The sequence below is a fragment of the Rouxiella badensis genome, from assembly GCF_026967515.2.
In the GTDB taxonomy this organism is placed as follows: domain Bacteria; phylum Pseudomonadota; class Gammaproteobacteria; order Enterobacterales; family Enterobacteriaceae; genus Rouxiella; species Rouxiella badensis.
Genome location: NZ_CP114062.1, coordinates 4,864,600 through 4,881,600, shown reverse-complemented (window position 1 = coordinate 4,881,600; position 17,001 = coordinate 4,864,600). Strand labels below are relative to the sequence as shown.

General features: G+C 55.7%; 16 protein-coding genes. 10 read left to right on the top strand and 6 right to left on the bottom strand.

Annotated features, from left to right (window positions below):
• Positions 1-155: 155 nt before the first annotated feature.
• The 8 genes from O1V65_RS22560 (at position 156) to O1V65_RS22525 (ending at position 8,173) form a co-directional block, all read left to right on the top strand.
• Positions 156-1,739, top strand: coding sequence for an ABC transporter substrate-binding protein (locus O1V65_RS22560; RefSeq protein ID WP_225741529.1), 1,584 nt, complete (start codon positions 156-158; stop codon positions 1,737-1,739).
• A 90-nt stretch (positions 1,740-1,829) separates the two neighbouring features.
• On the top strand, positions 1,830-2,768 hold the full coding sequence (locus O1V65_RS22555; RefSeq protein ID WP_017492005.1) for an ABC transporter permease: 939 nt from the start codon (positions 1,830-1,832) through the stop codon (positions 2,766-2,768).
• Complete coding sequence (locus O1V65_RS22550; RefSeq protein WP_017492004.1) at positions 2,765-3,616, top strand: ABC transporter permease; 852 nt, start codon at positions 2,765-2,767, stop codon at positions 3,614-3,616. The genes O1V65_RS22555 and O1V65_RS22550 overlap by 4 nt, the downstream gene beginning before the upstream one ends.
• 51 nt (positions 3,617-3,667) lie before the next feature.
• Positions 3,668-4,705 carry an ABC transporter ATP-binding protein gene (locus O1V65_RS22545; protein ID WP_084912627.1) on the top strand — a complete coding sequence of 346 codons (1,038 nt, stop codon included), beginning with the start codon at positions 3,668-3,670 and terminating at the stop codon, positions 4,703-4,705.
• 1 nt (position 4,706) lies between these two features.
• Entirely contained in the window at positions 4,707-5,717 is a 1,011-nt protein-coding gene (locus tag O1V65_RS22540) for an ABC transporter ATP-binding protein (protein ID WP_017492074.1), read from the top strand.
• A gap of 15 nt (positions 5,718-5,732) precedes the next feature.
• The gene (locus O1V65_RS22535; RefSeq protein ID WP_017492075.1) at positions 5,733-6,695 is read left to right on the top strand and encodes an isoaspartyl peptidase/L-asparaginase family protein; all 963 of its coding nucleotides are present in this window, start codon (positions 5,733-5,735) and stop codon (positions 6,693-6,695) included.
• A 95-nt stretch (positions 6,696-6,790) separates the two neighbouring features.
• Positions 6,791-7,603, top strand: coding sequence for a gamma-glutamyl-gamma-aminobutyrate hydrolase family protein (locus tag O1V65_RS22530; RefSeq protein ID WP_017492076.1), 813 nt, complete (start codon positions 6,791-6,793; stop codon positions 7,601-7,603).
• Positions 7,604-7,609: 6 nt separating this feature from the next.
• Positions 7,610-8,173, top strand: a complete 564-nt coding sequence (locus O1V65_RS22525; protein WP_227953841.1) for a M15 family metallopeptidase — start codon at positions 7,610-7,612, stop codon at positions 8,171-8,173.
• Here O1V65_RS22525 and O1V65_RS22520 read toward each other — a convergent pair.
• Positions 8,145-8,966, bottom strand: a complete 822-nt coding sequence (locus O1V65_RS22520; protein ID WP_165429952.1) for a CPBP family intramembrane glutamic endopeptidase — start codon at positions 8,964-8,966, stop codon at positions 8,145-8,147. The genes O1V65_RS22525 and O1V65_RS22520 overlap by 29 nt on opposite strands.
• A gap of 146 nt (positions 8,967-9,112) precedes the next feature.
• Here O1V65_RS22520 and O1V65_RS22515 point away from each other — a divergent pair, with 146 nt between their 5' ends.
• A complete protein-coding gene (locus O1V65_RS22515; protein ID WP_269130053.1) occupies positions 9,113-9,661 on the top strand; it encodes a GNAT family N-acetyltransferase in 549 nt (182 codons plus the stop codon).
• Between the two features lie 2 nt (positions 9,662-9,663).
• On the opposite strand, the gene O1V65_RS22510 is transcribed toward O1V65_RS22515, so the two are convergent.
• From O1V65_RS22510 to O1V65_RS22490, 5 genes are all read right to left on the bottom strand, one after another.
• Positions 9,664-10,704: an ABC transporter substrate-binding protein gene (locus tag O1V65_RS22510; RefSeq protein ID WP_017492080.1), complete on the bottom strand. Its 1,041-nt coding sequence runs from the start codon at positions 10,702-10,704 to the stop codon at positions 9,664-9,666.
• Positions 10,705-10,718: 14 nt separating this feature from the next.
• Positions 10,719-12,827 carry a TonB-dependent receptor gene (locus tag O1V65_RS22505; protein ID WP_269130052.1) on the bottom strand — a complete coding sequence of 703 codons (2,109 nt, stop codon included), beginning with the start codon at positions 12,825-12,827 and terminating at the stop codon, positions 10,719-10,721.
• Between the two features lie 466 nt (positions 12,828-13,293).
• Positions 13,294-13,761: a YjiG family protein gene (locus O1V65_RS22500; RefSeq protein WP_017492082.1), complete on the bottom strand. Its 468-nt coding sequence runs from the start codon at positions 13,759-13,761 to the stop codon at positions 13,294-13,296.
• Positions 13,754-14,437, bottom strand: coding sequence for a nucleoside recognition domain-containing protein (locus tag O1V65_RS22495; protein WP_017492083.1), 684 nt, complete (start codon positions 14,435-14,437; stop codon positions 13,754-13,756). The genes O1V65_RS22500 and O1V65_RS22495 overlap by 8 nt, the downstream gene beginning before the upstream one ends.
• 383 nt (positions 14,438-14,820) lie before the next feature.
• Entirely contained in the window at positions 14,821-15,957 is a 1,137-nt protein-coding gene (locus tag O1V65_RS22490; RefSeq protein ID WP_084912630.1) for a M20 family metallopeptidase, read from the bottom strand.
• A gap of 135 nt (positions 15,958-16,092) precedes the next feature.
• Here O1V65_RS22490 and O1V65_RS22485 point away from each other — a divergent pair, with 135 nt between their 5' ends.
• Positions 16,093-16,995 (top strand): LysR family transcriptional regulator, encoded by a 903-nt coding sequence (locus tag O1V65_RS22485; protein ID WP_017492085.1) that lies wholly within the window; start codon positions 16,093-16,095, stop codon positions 16,993-16,995.
• Positions 16,996-17,001: the final 6 nt, after the last annotated feature.

Here is a 17,001-nt window from a genome sequence, read left to right as displayed (position 1 = left end):
TCTGTGACCAATGCTTCAATTATCGTATTAGTTAACTAGAACACAATCATCACCGCCATTTTTGCAGGCTCCGCCCCTGGTGTTTTTCAGGGCGGCATAGTCGTTCCTGACAAACATTTTATTCTGACTAACAGAGAGGCAAGGTAATGAAAGTTATGCCTAAATTGACTTTAATTGCACTACTGGCCGCGGGCGCGCTCAACGCGATTTCCGCCCAGGCCGCAGAGGTAGTACAGCGCGGCGGTACACTGACCTACGGTCGCTTTGGCGACAGTATTTTCCTCGAACCCGTACTTAACGAAAGCAATAACGATATCTGGATCTTATCCAATCTCTACGACACGCTGCTGTTACCGACCAACGACGGCAAAGGCTTCAAGCCAGGCCTGGCAACGGCGTGGAAACTGTCTGAAGACGGTAAAAGCGTCACCTTGACCCTGCGCCCCAACACCAAATTCTCTGATGGCTCACCGATTACCGCTGAAGACGTTAAGTGGTCGCTTGAGCGTGCCTCCAAGCCGGGCAACGGCGTGTGGCAATTTCTAGTCAGCGCAATCGATAACGTTACGATAAGCGATCCGCATACTGTGGTTATCCATCTGTCGCATACCGATCCGGCGATCCTGACTGCGCTGACGGTGTTCAATACCGCTATCATGCCGGAGAAGCAGTTTGAGGCGGAACCGGGCGCGACCGACCACGACAAAGCGGCGGCATTCGCCGAACATCCGATTGGATCCGGCCCGTTTGTCTTAAAGTCGTGGCAGCATAATTCCACCATGACGCTGGTCCGCAACCCGTACTACTGGGCCAAGGGCGCGGACGGCAAGGCGCTGCCTTACCTCGACAGCATCAAGTTTGAAATCATCCCTGACGACGCCACCCGTATTCTGAAGCTACAGTCCGGCGAGCTGGACGGCGCAGAATTTATTCCTTATTCACGCGTTAAAGAGCTACAGGGCAACCCGGCGATAAATATGGCGCTGTTCCCCTCTACCCGCGTAGAAGTAGCGAGTGTGAATGCCCGTCCTGAAATCGACGGCAAGCCAAACCCGCTGGCGAACCCGAAGGTGCGTGAGGCGTTGAACTATGCCACCGACAAAGACGGTATTATCCAGCTGGTGACCTTCGGTCTCGGCAAGCCGATGACCTCGTTTATGTCGACCTCTACCCCGCTCAACTCAGGCACCAAACCTCTGTGGCCGGTCGACGTCGAGAAGGCGCAGGCATTGATGAAAGAGGCCGGTTATCCTGCTGGTTTCAGCACCAGCATGAATATTCTGGCGGGTAACGAAGACAGCCTGAGCATCGCCACCGGCCTGCAACAGATGTGGGCGCAGATTGGCGTCAAATTGACCATCAACCAGATGGACAACGCCACGCTGAACGCCAACTTCCGCAAGGGTAACTTCAGCACGCGTATTGGGCCGTGGACCGACGATATCGCCGATCCGAACGAGATTACGTCCTACTACGCCTACTCGAAGAACATTCAGGCGCTGCACTCCGGCTGGAAGAGCGACGAGCTAGACAAACTGTTCGAAGCCTCGCAGCAGGAAATCAATCCGGCCAAGCGCGCCGAAGAGTACAAGCAGATTCAGGATATCTACAACACCAGCGGTCCAACCATTCCGCTGTATGAGAGCTCCTACCCTGTCGCGCTCAAGAAAGACGTGCAGGGCTTCGTGCAGATCCCGCTGGGTAATAACATCTTCACCGAGACCTGGCTGAAGAAGTAACGGGTCTTTTTACACCGAGTAAAAACCTGATCCCTGGCGCTGTCATCCTTTGAATTACAGCGCCAGTGATGACGGGTTTGGGAGTGAGCCTTGACTGAGCTTTCGTATATCCTTAAACGCATCCTGCTGATTATTCCGACGCTGCTGGTGATTTTAGTGGTCACCTTCACTATCGTGCGCCTGCTGCCCGGCGATCCGGCCAGTGCGATGATAGGCGATCGTGCTACCGACGCCGACGTCACCCGCATCAACAAAGAGCTTGGACTCGACCAGCCTCTGCCGGTGCAGTTTGTCTATTTTGTGCGCCAAATTGCCAGCGGACATCTGGGGAACTCCTATGCGATGCATGCGCCGGTGACCTCGGTCATCGCCGAACGCTTACCGGTGACGCTGCTGTTGACCGGTATGGCCGCCCTGTTCTCGGTAGTGATGGCTATCCCATTGGCCTTTGTCTCGGCGCTTAAGCGCAATACCGCCACCGATATCACCATACGCGGTGCGTCACAGGTCACGCTGTCGATGCCCTCTTTTTATATCGGGCTGGTGCTGCTGACCGTATTCGCCGCTCAATTACACTGGTTCCCGGTCGGCGGCTACGGCGACACCTGGGGACAAAGGGTTTATCACCTGTTTCTGCCCGCAATGACGCTGGCGGTCAGTATTACCTCGGTGCTGATAGGCAGCCTGAGAAACTCCATTATTGCGGTGCTCGACGCCGAATACATTACCTTCGCCCGCGCGAAAGGGTTAAGCACGCGCGTGGTGCTGATGCGCCACGTTCTGCGTAACTCTCTGATTCCGATGCTGAGCCTGTTTGCGCTCAATATTGGCACCACTATCGGCAGCGCGGTGATAACCGAAACCGTGTTTGCGGTGCCGGGCATCGCACGGCTGATGGTCGACAGCATCTTCAGCCGCGACTACCCGATGATTCAGGGATTGGTCATCGTACTGTCCGTACTGGTCTCGCTGATTTTCCTGCTCACCGACATCGTGCAGGTGATGATTGACCCGAGGAGAGCACGATGAGTGAGCTCATTGCCCAACGTTCAATCACCCGAAAATGGCGCAAACATCTGCCGTGGTCATCGGTTCTCGGCTGCGTCATTCTGGCGCTCAGCCTGCTAATGGCGTTTTTCCCACATCTGGTGGCCACAGCGAGTCCGCTGAAGTTTGACTATCGCGCCATCCTCAAAGGGCCAAGCCTGCAACATTTTTTTGGCACCGATAACTTTGGTCGCGACATCTTCTCGCGCGTGGTTTACGCCTATCAGATAGACCTGCAAATTGCCTTTTTCACCACGCTGTTCCCGATGGTGTTCGGCACTCTGGTTGGCCTGCTGGTGGGCTATTTCGGCGGCGTTGCCGAAATGTTATTCCAGAGGATTGTTGATGCGGTAGTCACCTTCCCGCTACTGGTGCTGGTGATTGCCATCGTCGCTATCCTTGGCCCAGGCCTGAACAGCATGTATATCGCCGTCGGCATCATTTACTGGGTGTTTTACGCCAAGCTTATCGCCGGCGAAGTCAGCATTCAGAAACGGCTGGAGTACGTTGCGGCGGGCAAGGTCATGGGTTACAGCACGCCGAGGATTATCTTCCGCCACGTGCTGCCGAACGTCATTACCACCACGCTGGTGTATTGGATGACGGACATGGCGCTGGCCATTCTGCTCGGCTCGAGCCTCGGTTATCTCGGCCTCGGTGCGCAACCGCCAACGGCAGAATGGGGTGTGCTTATCGCCTCCGGCAAAAACTTTATGGATACCGCATGGTGGATAACTATCTTCCCCGGTATAGCCATCGTATTAACCGGATTGGGATTCAGCCTTTTTGGCGACCTGTTGTCAGACTGGCTGCGTCCTGGAAGCCGCTAAGCCTTGGATCGACAACTGATGACAAGCCGTTAGCAAAAATGAGAGCAAACTATGCCGAGCCAAACGCGCGAACAACACAGTGACACAACAAATTTGCTCGAGGTGAGCCAGCTCAACACCCAAATTCATACCTCTCGCGGCAGCCTGCGGGCAATTCAGGACGTCAGCTTTAGCCTCAAGCCGGGAGAAATACTCGGGTTAGTGGGTGAATCTGGCTCAGGAAAAAGCGTTACGCTGCGCTCGCTGCTGCGTCTGATGCCGTCGAGCGCCGAGATTTCTGGCTCCGTTAAATGGCAGGGCCGCGAGATCTCGACCATGAAACCGGCCGAACTGCGCAGTATTCGCGGTGGTGAAATTGCGATGATTTTTCAGGAGCCGATGATTGCGCTAAATCCGGTACTCACCGTGTGGCGGCAGGTAGAAGAAAGCCTGCGCGCGCATACCGATTTAAACCGCAAACAGCGACGCCAGCGCGCCATTGAGCTGCTGAATCAGGTCGGGATCCCGGCCCCTGAACTGCGCCTCGACGACTATCCGCACCAGTTTTCAGGCGGGATGCGCCAGCGCGTGATGATAGCCATTGCGCTGGCGGGTAATCCGCGCCTTCTGCTGGCCGATGAGCCAACCACCGCGCTGGACGTGACGATTCAGGAACAAATCCTCAAGCTGCTGTTCAGCCTGCGCGAGCGGCTCGGTATGGGCATCATTTTCGTTACCCACGACCTCGGCGTAGTGGCCCAGCTGTGCGACCGTGTGGCGGTGATGTACGCCGGACGTATCGTCGAGACCGCGCCGGTGGCAGAGATTTTCAGTCAACCTCGCCATCCTTATACCCAGGGGCTGATAGCCTCCGTGCCGCAAAACGGCGGCGAGCGTAAACCGCTACAGTCGATTGAAGGCACCCCGCCGTCGTTGCTGAATCTGCCGCAAGGCTGCAGTTTTAGCCCGCGCTGTCGCTATAAAACCGACGTCTGTCTCCAGCAGGTTCCCCCGCTTGAGTCACTGAATTCAACGCATCAGGTGGCCTGTTATCATCACGCCAGCCTGAGCCCGTCTGCCTCATTAAAGCCGCTGCCGGAGGGCATATAAGATGAGCGAAATCACGGTAAACGGCACGGTGCCGATCGTTAGCGTTGAGGAAGCGATTGTTCACTTCCCGGTCGGCCAGTCGATTCTGGACAAAATTCAGGGGAAACCTCGCAGGTTTGTGCAGGCGCTAAACGGCGTACGGCTGGATCTGATGCCGGGGGAAACCCTCGGCGTGGTGGGCGAATCGGGATGCGGTAAATCGACGCTCGCCCGCGCAATGGTTGGCCTACTGCAAACCAATGAAGGCAAAATCTACTTCAACGGCAAAGATATTGCCGCCCTGCGCGGTAAAGCGCGGCGTAGTTTTAACCGCCAGGTGCAGATGATTTTTCAGGACCCGTACAGCTCGCTGAACCCGCGCATGACCGTTGGGCAGGTGCTGACCGAGGCGCTGTCGGTGCATAAGATGTGCGCCAAAAAAGACATTCCGGCACGCATCCGCGAGCTGATGGAGCTGGTGCGCTTACCCGCCGACGCTATCGACAAACTCCCACATGAGTTTTCCGGCGGTCAGCGTCAGCGCATTGGCATCAGCCGGGCGTTGGCGGTCGAGCCGAAGGTGTTGATTGCCGATGAGCTGGTTTCGGCGCTGGACGTCTCGGTGCAGGCACAGGTAGTGAATTTGCTGCTCGATCTTCAGCAGAAACTCAGCCTGACCGTGCTCTTTGTTGCCCATGATTTAAGGCTGGTGCGGCATATTTCGCATCGCGTGGCGGTGATGTATCTCGGCGAAGTGGTTGAAGTGGGGGATACCGAAACCCTGTTCAAGACGCCGCTGCATCCGTATACCCAGGCCTTGCTGCGCGCCGCGCCAAGCATGGATCCGACTGACCGCGGTAAAAATGTCAGCCTGACCGGCGAACTGCCAAGCCCGCTCTCGCCGCCTTCAGGCTGCCGATTCCACACCCGTTGCCCTTACGTGACCGACCGCTGTCGCACGGAAAGGCCTGTTCTGGCGTTAAAATCGGGCGGTCAGCGCGTCGCCTGTCATTTAGTGCCTTTTGAATCATAGAGAAACGAGAAAACCATGAACGAAAAAAATCCCCCACTTTCTCTGGCGCTGCACGGTGGCTGTGGCGTGATGGCCGAAGAGGACATGACCCCACAGGAGTGGGAAGAGGCGCGTGACCATCTTAAACAGGCACTACGCGCTGGCTGGAAAATTCTGCAACGCGGCGGCAGTGCGCTGGATGCGGTGCAGGCCACGGTGCTGGTGATGGAAGATTCGGTTTATTTCAACGCAGGCTACGGTGCGGCATTGAACGCCGACGCAGAACACGAGCTGGATGCGGCCATCATGGACGGCGCAACGCTAGCGGCCGGTGCCGTCTGCGGGGCAAGGCATATCCGTAATCCGGTGCTGGCGGCACGCAGCCTGCTCGACGCCGGAGAAAGCGTATTGCTGAGCGGTGCGGGTGCCGACGCCTACGCTGAGCAGAAGGGCCTGGCCTGCGTCGATAGTGACTATTTCACCACCCCGCGTCGGGTTGAAGCCCTTGCAGCCATGCGCCGCCATCAGATAGCGGGGACTTACAAGGCGGCGAGAGAATCAGAGAAACACGGCACCGTGGGGGCGGTCGCGCTGGACGTGAACGGGCATCTGGCCGCCGCCACCTCGACGGGAGGTTACACCAACAAACCGGTGGGTCGCATCGGCGACAGCCCGCTGATTGGCTCCGGCACCTATGCGCGCGACAGCGTCTGCGCGATTTCTGGCACCGGTCAGGGGGAATATTTTATCCGTAACGTGATGGCCTACGACATCGCCGCACGCATGATTTACGCCGGTGAAAGTCTGCAAAGTGCCTCGGCGCATCTGGTGATGGGCGAGTTTCGGGATCTCGGGGTGGGCGCCGGGGTGATTGCCATCGACGCCAACGGCAAAGTCAGCGCACCTTACAACACGCTGGGCATGTTCCGCGCCTGGGTCACCGAGGAAGGTCGCGCCGTGGTCGCCAGTCATCATCAGCTTTATGAATTCACGCTGTGATTAAATTGAACAATAATTAACGTTGACCTCAGCTTTGCCATTGATATCTTAAGGTGTTGAATTTTTTCCTTCACCGAGGCAAAAAGAGAGCCAATATGCCCATTACTCCCCACTCCAAACCGGTCATCGGCGTTACGCTGGATAGCGAAGAGGCCGGAGGATATGCCGATTATCCGTGGTATGCGCTGCGTCAAAACTACATGACTAGCCTGGCGGAGCTCGGTGCTGTACCGCTGGCGTTACCGCATCACGGTGAGCTGGCGGATGAGTTTTTGACCCTGTGTGATGGCATTATTGTTACAGGCGGCGCCTTTGACGTGCCACCTGAGCTGTTTAACGAGCAGCAAAGCAGCTCTCAGGTTCGTCTCAAACCCGCCCGTACTGCGTTTGAAAGTGCCATAGTCAAAGGGGCGATGGTGCGCGACATGCCGTTGCTGGGCATCTGCGGCGGTGAACAGCTGCTTGCCGTTTTGACCGGTGGCACGCTAATCCAGCATATCCCCGATGCTCTGCCCGAGGCGCTTGAACACAGCACTACGGTTGATACCGAGAACGCCGGTGGCAAGAAACGTGCCCGCCATCCGATTGAAATCCTTGAAAACACGCGGCTCAGCAAGTTAGTCAGCGCTCGCAATTACGAGGTCAACAGCTCCCATCATCAGGCGGTAAAAACCCTCGGCGCAGGCTGTCGGGTTAACGCTGTGTCACCGGACGGTGTGATTGAAGGCATTGAATGCGAAGACTATTACTTCTGCATGGGCGTGCAGTGGCACCCTGAGTATTTACAGCATCAGCACGATCGGGAGTTGCTGAAGGCCTTCGTGGAAGCCGCAGACGACTATAAGAATGCACGCCGTTCATCCGGCAAGGCGATGGCGAAAATACTCAATCAGTCACGCGGAGAATAACCGGCCATGCCTGCGGTCGAAAATTTCCCTCAAATCAGGCAGTGGCTCGAAGAAATGGGCATCGACAGCGAAGTGATTGCTCACCGCACGCTGCCCTTTTTCAAAGAAGCCGAGCGCACGCTGCTGGTCACGGCAGAGACTAACGCCGAAGGAAAAGCCCTTCTTTTGCTGCCCGAGGCGGCAAATGCCTGGCGCAGGATGCACCAATGCGCCAAGACCGCTGGCATCGACCTGTATCTGGTCTCGGCCTGGCGCAGCGTTGAATATCAGATGTCATTGATCAAGAAAAAACAGCAGCTCGGCGTCCCGCCCGAAGAATTCTTTAGCTACCTTGCGCCGCCCGGCTGTAGCGAGCACCACACTGGCCGCGCCATTGATATCAACACGCCAGAATGTGATGAAGTCAGCGGGGTGTTTGGCGGTACACCGGCCTTTGCCTGGTTACGCGAACACGCCCACCAGTTTGGCTTTGAAATGTCCTTCCCGCCTGATAATCCGTGGGGCTTTATCTATGAGCCTTGGCACTGGTGCTGGCACCCCGTTAACCCTGCCAATAAATCGGGTAAGTAAATACCAGCAGATGACACATATTGAGCGCGAAATGGCACAGCGTGCTGACCCACAGTCGGCCGCTCCACATCCATGCCAGCCCGTAAATCAGCCCCGCCATCGACGCAAACACCACCAACAGCAGTCCGCCGCCAATGTGTGCCAGCCCAAATATCAGGGCAGCGATAAACAGCGCCGGGAGATTTCCCAGCCATCCCGCCAGACGCTGCTGTAAATAGCCGCGAAACAGCGCCTCTTCGGCAAACGAGACAAAAAACAGATTCGCCAGCATAAAGCTGCCCAGCCAGCTTGGAAAATGCAGTTCAATCTTCAGCGCACCCAGCAGCATCGCGACCATCAGCAGCACAGGCATGCTGAGGATCAGCAGTAGCCACTGCCAGCATTTGGGATGATAATCAGAGCGGGTAAACAAAAGCGTAGGCAGTGCCGCAAGCAGCACAAACGGCATCAGCGCCTTGTCGAAATTAAAGTACAGGGTGAACGGCGCACTGTGAGTCCCAGCCTGCACGTCATCAAGTATCCTGGGATTATAAAACCCGGGAATCTGGTGTACCAACAGCGCCAGCGCAGCGATAACCAGCAGGATTTCACCTCCGGCAGTCAGGACACGCGAACGCCCCGTCGCATGCATCTTTACGCGCGCAATCAGTAATATGATGCCGAGGGCAACCACGCCACGCAGATCGACAACGCCCTCAAGGCAGGCCCATCCCAGTGCAATGGTCCCTAACAGCAGCGCCAGCCTGCGCTGAAAAGGTAAGGCGGCCAACGAGCCTGCCAATATGCACCACATCATGTCCTTCTCCCTGAATGTTGCAGCGATTCTGCGGGAGCCAGTATAGGGGAAATTTAATACAGGACCTTGTACTAAACGACAATCGAATCAATAATCTTTGGATTCGTAACTGATTAAAATAATTAAACATTATGGAGCGCAGGATGGAATTGAATATCGGCAGTACGCCGCTCTACCTCAAAATATTAACGCCTGAGGATACCCGCCGGGTTGAGGACTATTTTTCACAAAACCTCGCCCATCTCGCCCGCTGGGAACCCGTCAGGCCCGACGGTTTTTACTCGCGCGCCCAGATACAGCAGCGTTTAGCCAACGGCCAGAGCGAGGCCGCACTGGGCAGTAGCTATCAGTTTGGCATTTTCAGCCGTGAGAATGGCGACATGCTGGGGGCCTGCAATTTTACCGGCATCGCGCGCGGCGCATTTCAGGCCTGTCATTTGGGCTATTCGCTGGCTGAAAACCGACAGGGGCAAGGGATTATGACCCAGGCTCTGAGTCGGAGTATTCAATTCATCTTCGAGGACGTTGGGCTACATCGTGTGATGGCGGCGTACATCCCCGGCAATGAAAAAAGCGCCCGAGTGCTCGAGCGCCTGGGTTTCGAGAAAGAAGGCTACGCAAAATCCTACTTAAAAATTGCCGGTCATTGGCAGGATCACATCCTGACCGCCCTGGTGAATCCCCACGCATAAAATTAGCGTTTTTTAGCCGGTGGCAGCGCCGCAAGAATACGTTGTGCCTGCTCTGCGGTCAGCGAGTAGCCAAAGAATCGACGGTAGAAATCCTGCGTCGCCGACACAATATTGAGATCGGGGAACAGCTCAGGATGCAGCTTCTGCGCCGCCCACTGGATCTGCAAAGCCGCCTCGGTGCCGTATCTGTCCCACGGGAAAACGCCCGCCGGATTCTGCCACACCTTGTGCTGCTGCACTGCGGGCAGCGACTGGAACAGCTGCGCGTAATCAGAATGCGCCAACGTCCCTGCCCCTGCGCCGATGATGATGACGTCCGGTTTCCAGACCAGCACCTGCTCCGGTGACACCTCTTTCATGTTGCCTTTCACTTCACCGGCGGCGTTTGTGCCTCCCGCCAGGCGGATCCAGGTATCAATCAGCGTACCGCTACCGTCGACCTTCAACGGATGCAGCGAAACGATATGCAAAACCTTCGGCCTTTGAGCGGCGGTCAGTTTGCGGGTTTTAGCCTGGATCTCGGCGATGTGCTGGTCCAGATACTGATTGTAAAGCACCGCCCGCTGCTCTGCCTCTGGCGTGCCAAGCACCTCTGCGGTGGTCAGGAGCGAATGCTTCATTGAGGAGAAGTCATCGAACGCCATCTCCAGCGTAGGAAGCTGCGCCTGACGATAACCACTGACGTCGGCATTGCCTTTGGCGGTAAACACCACGTCGGTTTTATCCACCAGCAGCGTTTCGCTGTTAAATGTCACGCCGCGTACGCTCAATGCTTTATTGAGCGACGGCTGGATAAGAAACATCCAAGGATGATCCTGCGGATGATTGACGGTGGCGATTATCTTGTCGCCAGCCCCCAAGGTCATCAGCAGCGAATGATGGGCATACCAGGCGTCGGCGATACGTTCGACGTGGTTGGGCACCTGCACGCGCGTGCCCGCATCGTCCACCACCTGCCGCTCGGCCTGCGCGGCGTGAAACGGGGTCATCATCAGCGTGGCGGCCAGCAACCACGCCCGATTTTTAAATAAGTCTCTGCTCATCACGTTATCCGTTATCAAAAATCAACCTGCATAGAGAGCTGTGCCATGCGCGGATCGCCGAGCGAGGCGCTGGCGTAACCCGAACCGGTATAACCATTCAGACCGCCCGGCACGATGTTGGTCCAGTAGTGACGGTTGGTCAGGTTGGTGACGTCCAGTCGGAAAGTAGTGGCTGTTCCGAACAAATCAGTACGGTAGCTGCCGCCCAAGTCAAAGGTAGCGTAGCTGCCGACCCAGGTGCTGTTGGCATTATCGGTAGCGCGACGGCTAACGTAGTGCGCGGCGGCGTTCACTGACATACCGCGCACATAAGGCAGGTCATAGACCACCAGCAGATCGCTGGTCACGCGCGGCAGGCCGACGACCTGTTTGTCTTCGGTACTGTCGCTGCCGGTGTCGCGCAGACGTGGGTCAAGCCAGGTCACCCCGCCAAAAATATGCAGGTCAGGACGCAGGTCGCCGTCGGCCAACAGCTCGAGGCCTCGGTTACGCTGGGTGCCGTCAACCGCATAATCACCGTCGGTTAGGGTGTAAGCGTAAGGGCGTTCAATCTGGAACAGCGCCGCCGTCAGCAGCGTTTTGCCCAGGGTCAGCTTGCTGCCCACTTCGACCTGCTTGCTGCGATAAGGTGCGAGTATCGACCCGGCATTGTTGCTGCCCGACGGCGCCACGTCGCCTTGCTGGAGGCTGTCGGCATAGGTGGTGTAGAGCGTCAGGTTGTCGACCGGCTTGTACATCAGGCTCGCCGAGCCGCTGAACCCCCTGTTGTCGGACGCGCTGGTGCGGCTGCCGGTTTTGGCATAGTTGCTTGAGGTCAGAAAGCTTTCACTGCCCGCAAGCAATAGACTCCACTTGGGACTAAAGGTCAGCGTATCGCCCATCAGGAACGACTGCTGCGTGCTGCTGGCCGAATGGTAGCGGTCGGTAAAGTCAGGATAATCCGGCTCGTTGAACGACAGCGGGTTATCGAGATTGGCTGAACCCAGCGTGGTGGTCGCACCGCCGACCGGATTATAGTTTTTCCATACGAAACCGCGCATGCCCAGCGACAGATCATGAGATACCCAGCCGGTATCGACGCGGCCAGAGAGGTTAGCCATATAGCTGTTAATCACGAAACGGCTGGCGGTCGCACTGGCGACCGTTGAGGTATAAGCCCCAGCATTGTTGGTCAGCGTGTTGGTAACAGCCGTCGACTCACGGTCGGCAACCTGGTGGAGGAAGCCAAACTCCCCCAGCCAGTTACCGTCGAAGTCATACTTGAAATGCACGCTTTCGGTGGTGGTCTTGTCGTCATCACCGGCGTAGTACTGCCCATATCGACCGTCGGTAGGGTTCAGCGCGCTTGGGAACGAGGTGCCTTTTGCCAGCGCAAATTTACCCGGCAGCCCCTTCTGGTAGAAGTGGTAATAGCTAAAGTGGGTCTGCATGGTCAGCTTGTCGGTCAGCTGGGAATCCAGCCCCAGACTCGCCAACTGTCTGCGACGCGTGCTGCCGCTGGCATAGCCGCGCCCCTCGTCGTCGAGCAGATTAAGGCGATACTTCACGCGGTCTTCGCTGTCGAGAGGGCCGCTGAGATCGGTGGCCAGCTGTGTGCCCGTGCCCGTCCCGCCGCCGACGGTGATGCTGCGCTGCGGCGCGTCGGTCGGACGCTTGGAAACAAAGTTGAAGATACCCGCCGGATTAGCCGGACCGTAAAGCGCGCCCGCCAATCCGTTTAGCACTTCAATCTGCGAAAACTGTTCGGCCGGATAATCGGTGGTCGAAACCACGTTCAGGCCGTCGATCATCGAGTTTTGTACCACGCTGCCCTGCATGCCGCGCGACTGCGGACGCGCACCGTCACCCTGCACGGAAGGCAGATAACGATACAGGTCGGTCACGCTTTGCAGTTGCTGACGTTTGATGAGCGACTGAGGCAGCACCTCAACGGAATAAGGGGTGTCGGCGATGGCGCGTTTTCCGAGGCTGCCCATCGTAGCCTGCTTGTCGGGTGAGGCAGGTTCAGACTGGGTGGTGGCCTGGGGAGAAGTGCCTTTGACCACAATAGTGTCATCGGCACGAGCCTGAGACGAGAGAATTAATAAAGACGCGGCGCAAGTGAATATACTTTTATTTAACATTTATATTTTTCAGGCAAATAGTTCCCCACCGCAATTAATATGTTGCAGTTATGTTGCCATTACTTATCAATAAAAAGCAGTCAGAAAATTGGCAATCAAAAACGGGGATAAATTAAACAGAAAAATAATGCTACCATCGATATATATCAGTGTATATAACGAAAAGCTTATCATTTACTGACATTTCTTTATTAATATTCAGGTAATTAATTTAGGTTATTAACTATCTAAAAGCCCAATAGGATTCATTATTCGTTTAGCGTAATAGCTTTTATCCGCCGCCTGCCGGGTATTAAAGAAATGCAGACCACGCTAGTGCTGCGTGAGGTCAACCCCCTCACGCCGCTTCCAGGACCTCGGCAATGCAGGCAGAGGTTTTAAATTCAGTGAAGCCCAGCTCGGGACCTAATATAAGTAATGATAGTGCTCAAGCATGTTAGACATGACGCCTTCACCAGATAAAACTTTAAGAAATCACACGCATAATAATCATGGCAATAATGGAGTTCAGGATGCTGGTGACCATCAGCAGCGGCCAGTACTTCTTCGGCACATCAGCTACCCCGAGCAAGCGTCCCATGTACTGAAGCTGTGCGCCCATCAGGAAAATGGCCGGCGCCAGTATGGTGACCTGCGCCGGGTCAAGCGTTCCCTTAGTCAGCAGGCTTATCGCTACCCCGGTGCCAGCAGATGAAGAGAGCCAGGCGGTCAGCAGTACCGTTACCGCTTCGCCCGGCAGCCCCAGCAGGCCCATTAATGGTGCAAACGCGTGGCCGAGAAAATTCATCACACCGAGCAGGTTGAGAATCTCGGAAATAACGTAAGCCATGACGACGTTGGGCATCAGGTTGTTGATAGCAATATTAAAGCCCTTGCGTGCGCCGACCACGAAAATATCGAAGGGGTTATTTGAAACCTTGGCAACATTACTCATTATCGAAATCTCTTTTATAAACTGTGTTCAGTGCAAAGCGGACAAACACCGCGCCAACAAACTTCATAACAAACATCACCAAAAGCGGAATAATCACCGGAAGGGTTAATGAGGCGAACATCGCGGAACCAATCGAAAAATAGTTATTAATCAGCCCCGCACCGGAATATTGCCACGCCCCCATAATCACGACGTCTTTTTTGCTAATGCGTTTACTGTCGTAAAGCTCTTTACTCAGCGCAGCGCCCGCGTCGGTACTTTGCAGGTCGGTAATCAGCGCCAGTCCGGTATGCCCCGGGATCCCCAGAATCGGCTTGAGCAGCGGCGTTAACAGCTTATGTGCGGCGCGAATCGCCCCATAGTGGGTGAAAATTTCCAGCAGGCCGAGCGCCAGCATGACCGTCGGCACCAGCGACAGCGCAAACAGGAAGCCCGCCTTGGCGCTAATGCCCCCCGCACCGACGAAGGTGTCGGTAGCCGGATTTTTCATGGTGCCAAATGCGCCGCCCAGGGTGGTAAAGTCAAACGCGCCCAGCCACGCCATGCCGTCTACTTTAAGAAAAGCACCGGAGAACATCAGAATAACGGCGATCAGCGCAATATACGCGCCCTTACCGACTTTCCACTCTTCTGCCTGGTCGGCAGGTTTATCTTCGGATATTCGAACATCACTCATTGTATTTCCCCTTTCACTGTCATTTCAAAATATCGGACTCGGAAAATTAATTAGCAGGATGGGTGAATAATAAATCCCGATATAATTTACACTTAACCGTTGCGTTTGATTTTCACCTGAAAGAGTTAAGGCAGGATCCGTGCCAATATTAATAAAAGAGGCTAAATAATATAAATTACTATCGGTGAGCGACTTAAGGTAAATAGGCTATAAAAAACCGAGGGAATAATGAAATTTATCGCAGCAGAAAAACCACCCTTATTTTTATAAGGATGGTATTAATAACCTGACTCTATACCCTGACGCGCCAACGACCGATTGCACTCATTCGGAAGACCGTGCACCAAAATAGCGCCCCGTTTTGGCGGGCATATTGTCTGGCGCTACCCGGCTATTTTCTCGCCAAGAATAATTTCAGCCAACAGCGCGGTACGCAGGGGAATATCGTCGATAATAATGTGTTCGTGGCGAGCATGGATCCCCTGCCCAGTGGCACCCAGCCCGTCGAGAGTGGCAATGCCCAGCGCCGAGGTAAAATTACCGTCGCTGCCGCCGCCCACCGATTTCCCCTCAAGCCTGACACCAAGGCGTTTTGCCGCCTGTTGTGCCTGATGGAACAGCGCCAGATTCTGCGGCGTTGGCTCCATTGGCGGACGCGACATGCCGCCGCTCACGGTCACTTCGGCACCGGCCAAATGCGGTTTGCAGGCCTTGATGGCAGCCTCAACGCGCGCCGCTTCGCCGGTGTTGGTCACGCGCAGGTCAACGCCGAGCACGGCTTCGTCGGCAACCACATTGATTTTACTGCCGCCTTTAGCCACCCCCACGTTGACCGTGGTGCCCGCCTCGGGCGCATTCAAGCCGTGGAGATAAAGGATTTGATGCGCCATCTCCTGCACCGCACTGATCCCCTCTTCGGGATTATTTCCGGCATGCGCGGCGCGGCCGGTAATACGAACCTCAAAACGCCCGGACCCTTTGCGGCCAATCTTCGCCTCATGGGTATTGACCACGGCGGGTTCGGCAACCAGCACGCGTGATGACCCGATGGCCGATTGTTCAATCCAGCGCCGAGAACTCGGGCTACCTAGCTCTTCGTCAGACGGACAGATAAATCGAATACTGTGCTGCGCCAAACCGCCGTTATGCATCAGTGCACGCACCGCCCAGATTGACTGAATCAGGCCCGCTTTCATATCCAGCACGCCAGGGCCGAACAGCTTGCCGTCTTTTTCGAGCATCGGGATTTCATCAATGTCCCATACGGTATCGAAATGCCCAAGAATGCTGGTGACCTGCGGGCCATCGCCCACGCAGAACAGCAAATGGTCGCCCAGCGTCTGCTGCTGGCAAACCTGCGCCGTTACGCCAAGTCTTTCAAAAACAATGCGCTGCAACGTTTCGCCACAGAGGTCGGTGGCCTCTTTATTCAACGAAGGCGACTGCGCCTGAACAAGGCGTTTGATGTCGTCGAAGATAAGCGTCGCGTTCTGCTGTAGATAATCGTAAGCGGTTTGCATAAGGGTTCCTGGTGTTGGAGGTCTGTTTACGCGCTTTTTTTGATTATCACCAACCACTCTGCTGATATAAATATCGTTTCAATGCAGATATTGTTGACCTGTAGGCAACAATGGGCGTGCAAGAGAGGGGACGAGATGTTTCACGAAAAACAGATTAGCTATCTGTACGAGGTCGGCATTCAGGGCGGGATCCGTCGTGCTGCGGATATTCTGGGGGTCAATGCCTCGGTGATCAGTCGACAGATTTCACTGCTCGAACGTACCCTGCAACTGCCGCTGCTCGAACGCAAAGGCCGCACGGTGGTGCTGACCGAAGCCGGTAAACTGCTGGCGGACGACTTCTTCGAAAGCCGCGAGCGGCGGACTAAACTCGAACGTCATCTAAAAGATCTGCGCTATATGAAAGGCGGGGCGATTACCCTGCGCGTCGGCGCTGGGCTGGTCGATACCTTCGTCGAATACGTGCTGAAAAAATTTGCCGCCTCTTATCCCAACGTCTTCGTTGAGATTGTCGCCGGGAATATGCAGGATACGCTGGCGGCTATCGTTCAGGGCGAGGCCGATATGGCGCTGGCGTTTGGTCCGATAGGTAACCCAGAGTTGAAGCGCCACAGCTTCCCGTGGGGACCCATCTGCGCCGTCGTGAATCCGCAGCATCCGATTGCCAAACTGGGGAAAGTGACGATTGAGGAACTCAGCAAGCATCGGCTTATTTCACTCAGCGAGACCTTTGGTTTGCAGCGCCATATGAACGCGATGTTCCAGAGCCAGGGCTACCTGTTCACCCCGGCGTATCGCTGCAACCTGTTCTCGACCGCCATGAGTCTGAGTATTTCAGGGATGGGGATCTCTTTCATGACTGCGCAGGCGGCGGGTGAGCGTATTGAGCACAATATTCTGGTCGCGGTACCGATTGACCATCCTATTGCCACCGAAGCCCAGTGCCATCTGCTGCGCAACTCTGACCGGCGTTTCAGCCCCGCGGCTCATCATATGTGGCAACTGTTGTTGAACTTCTTTCAGCAAAAGGGGGAGTAAATCTCC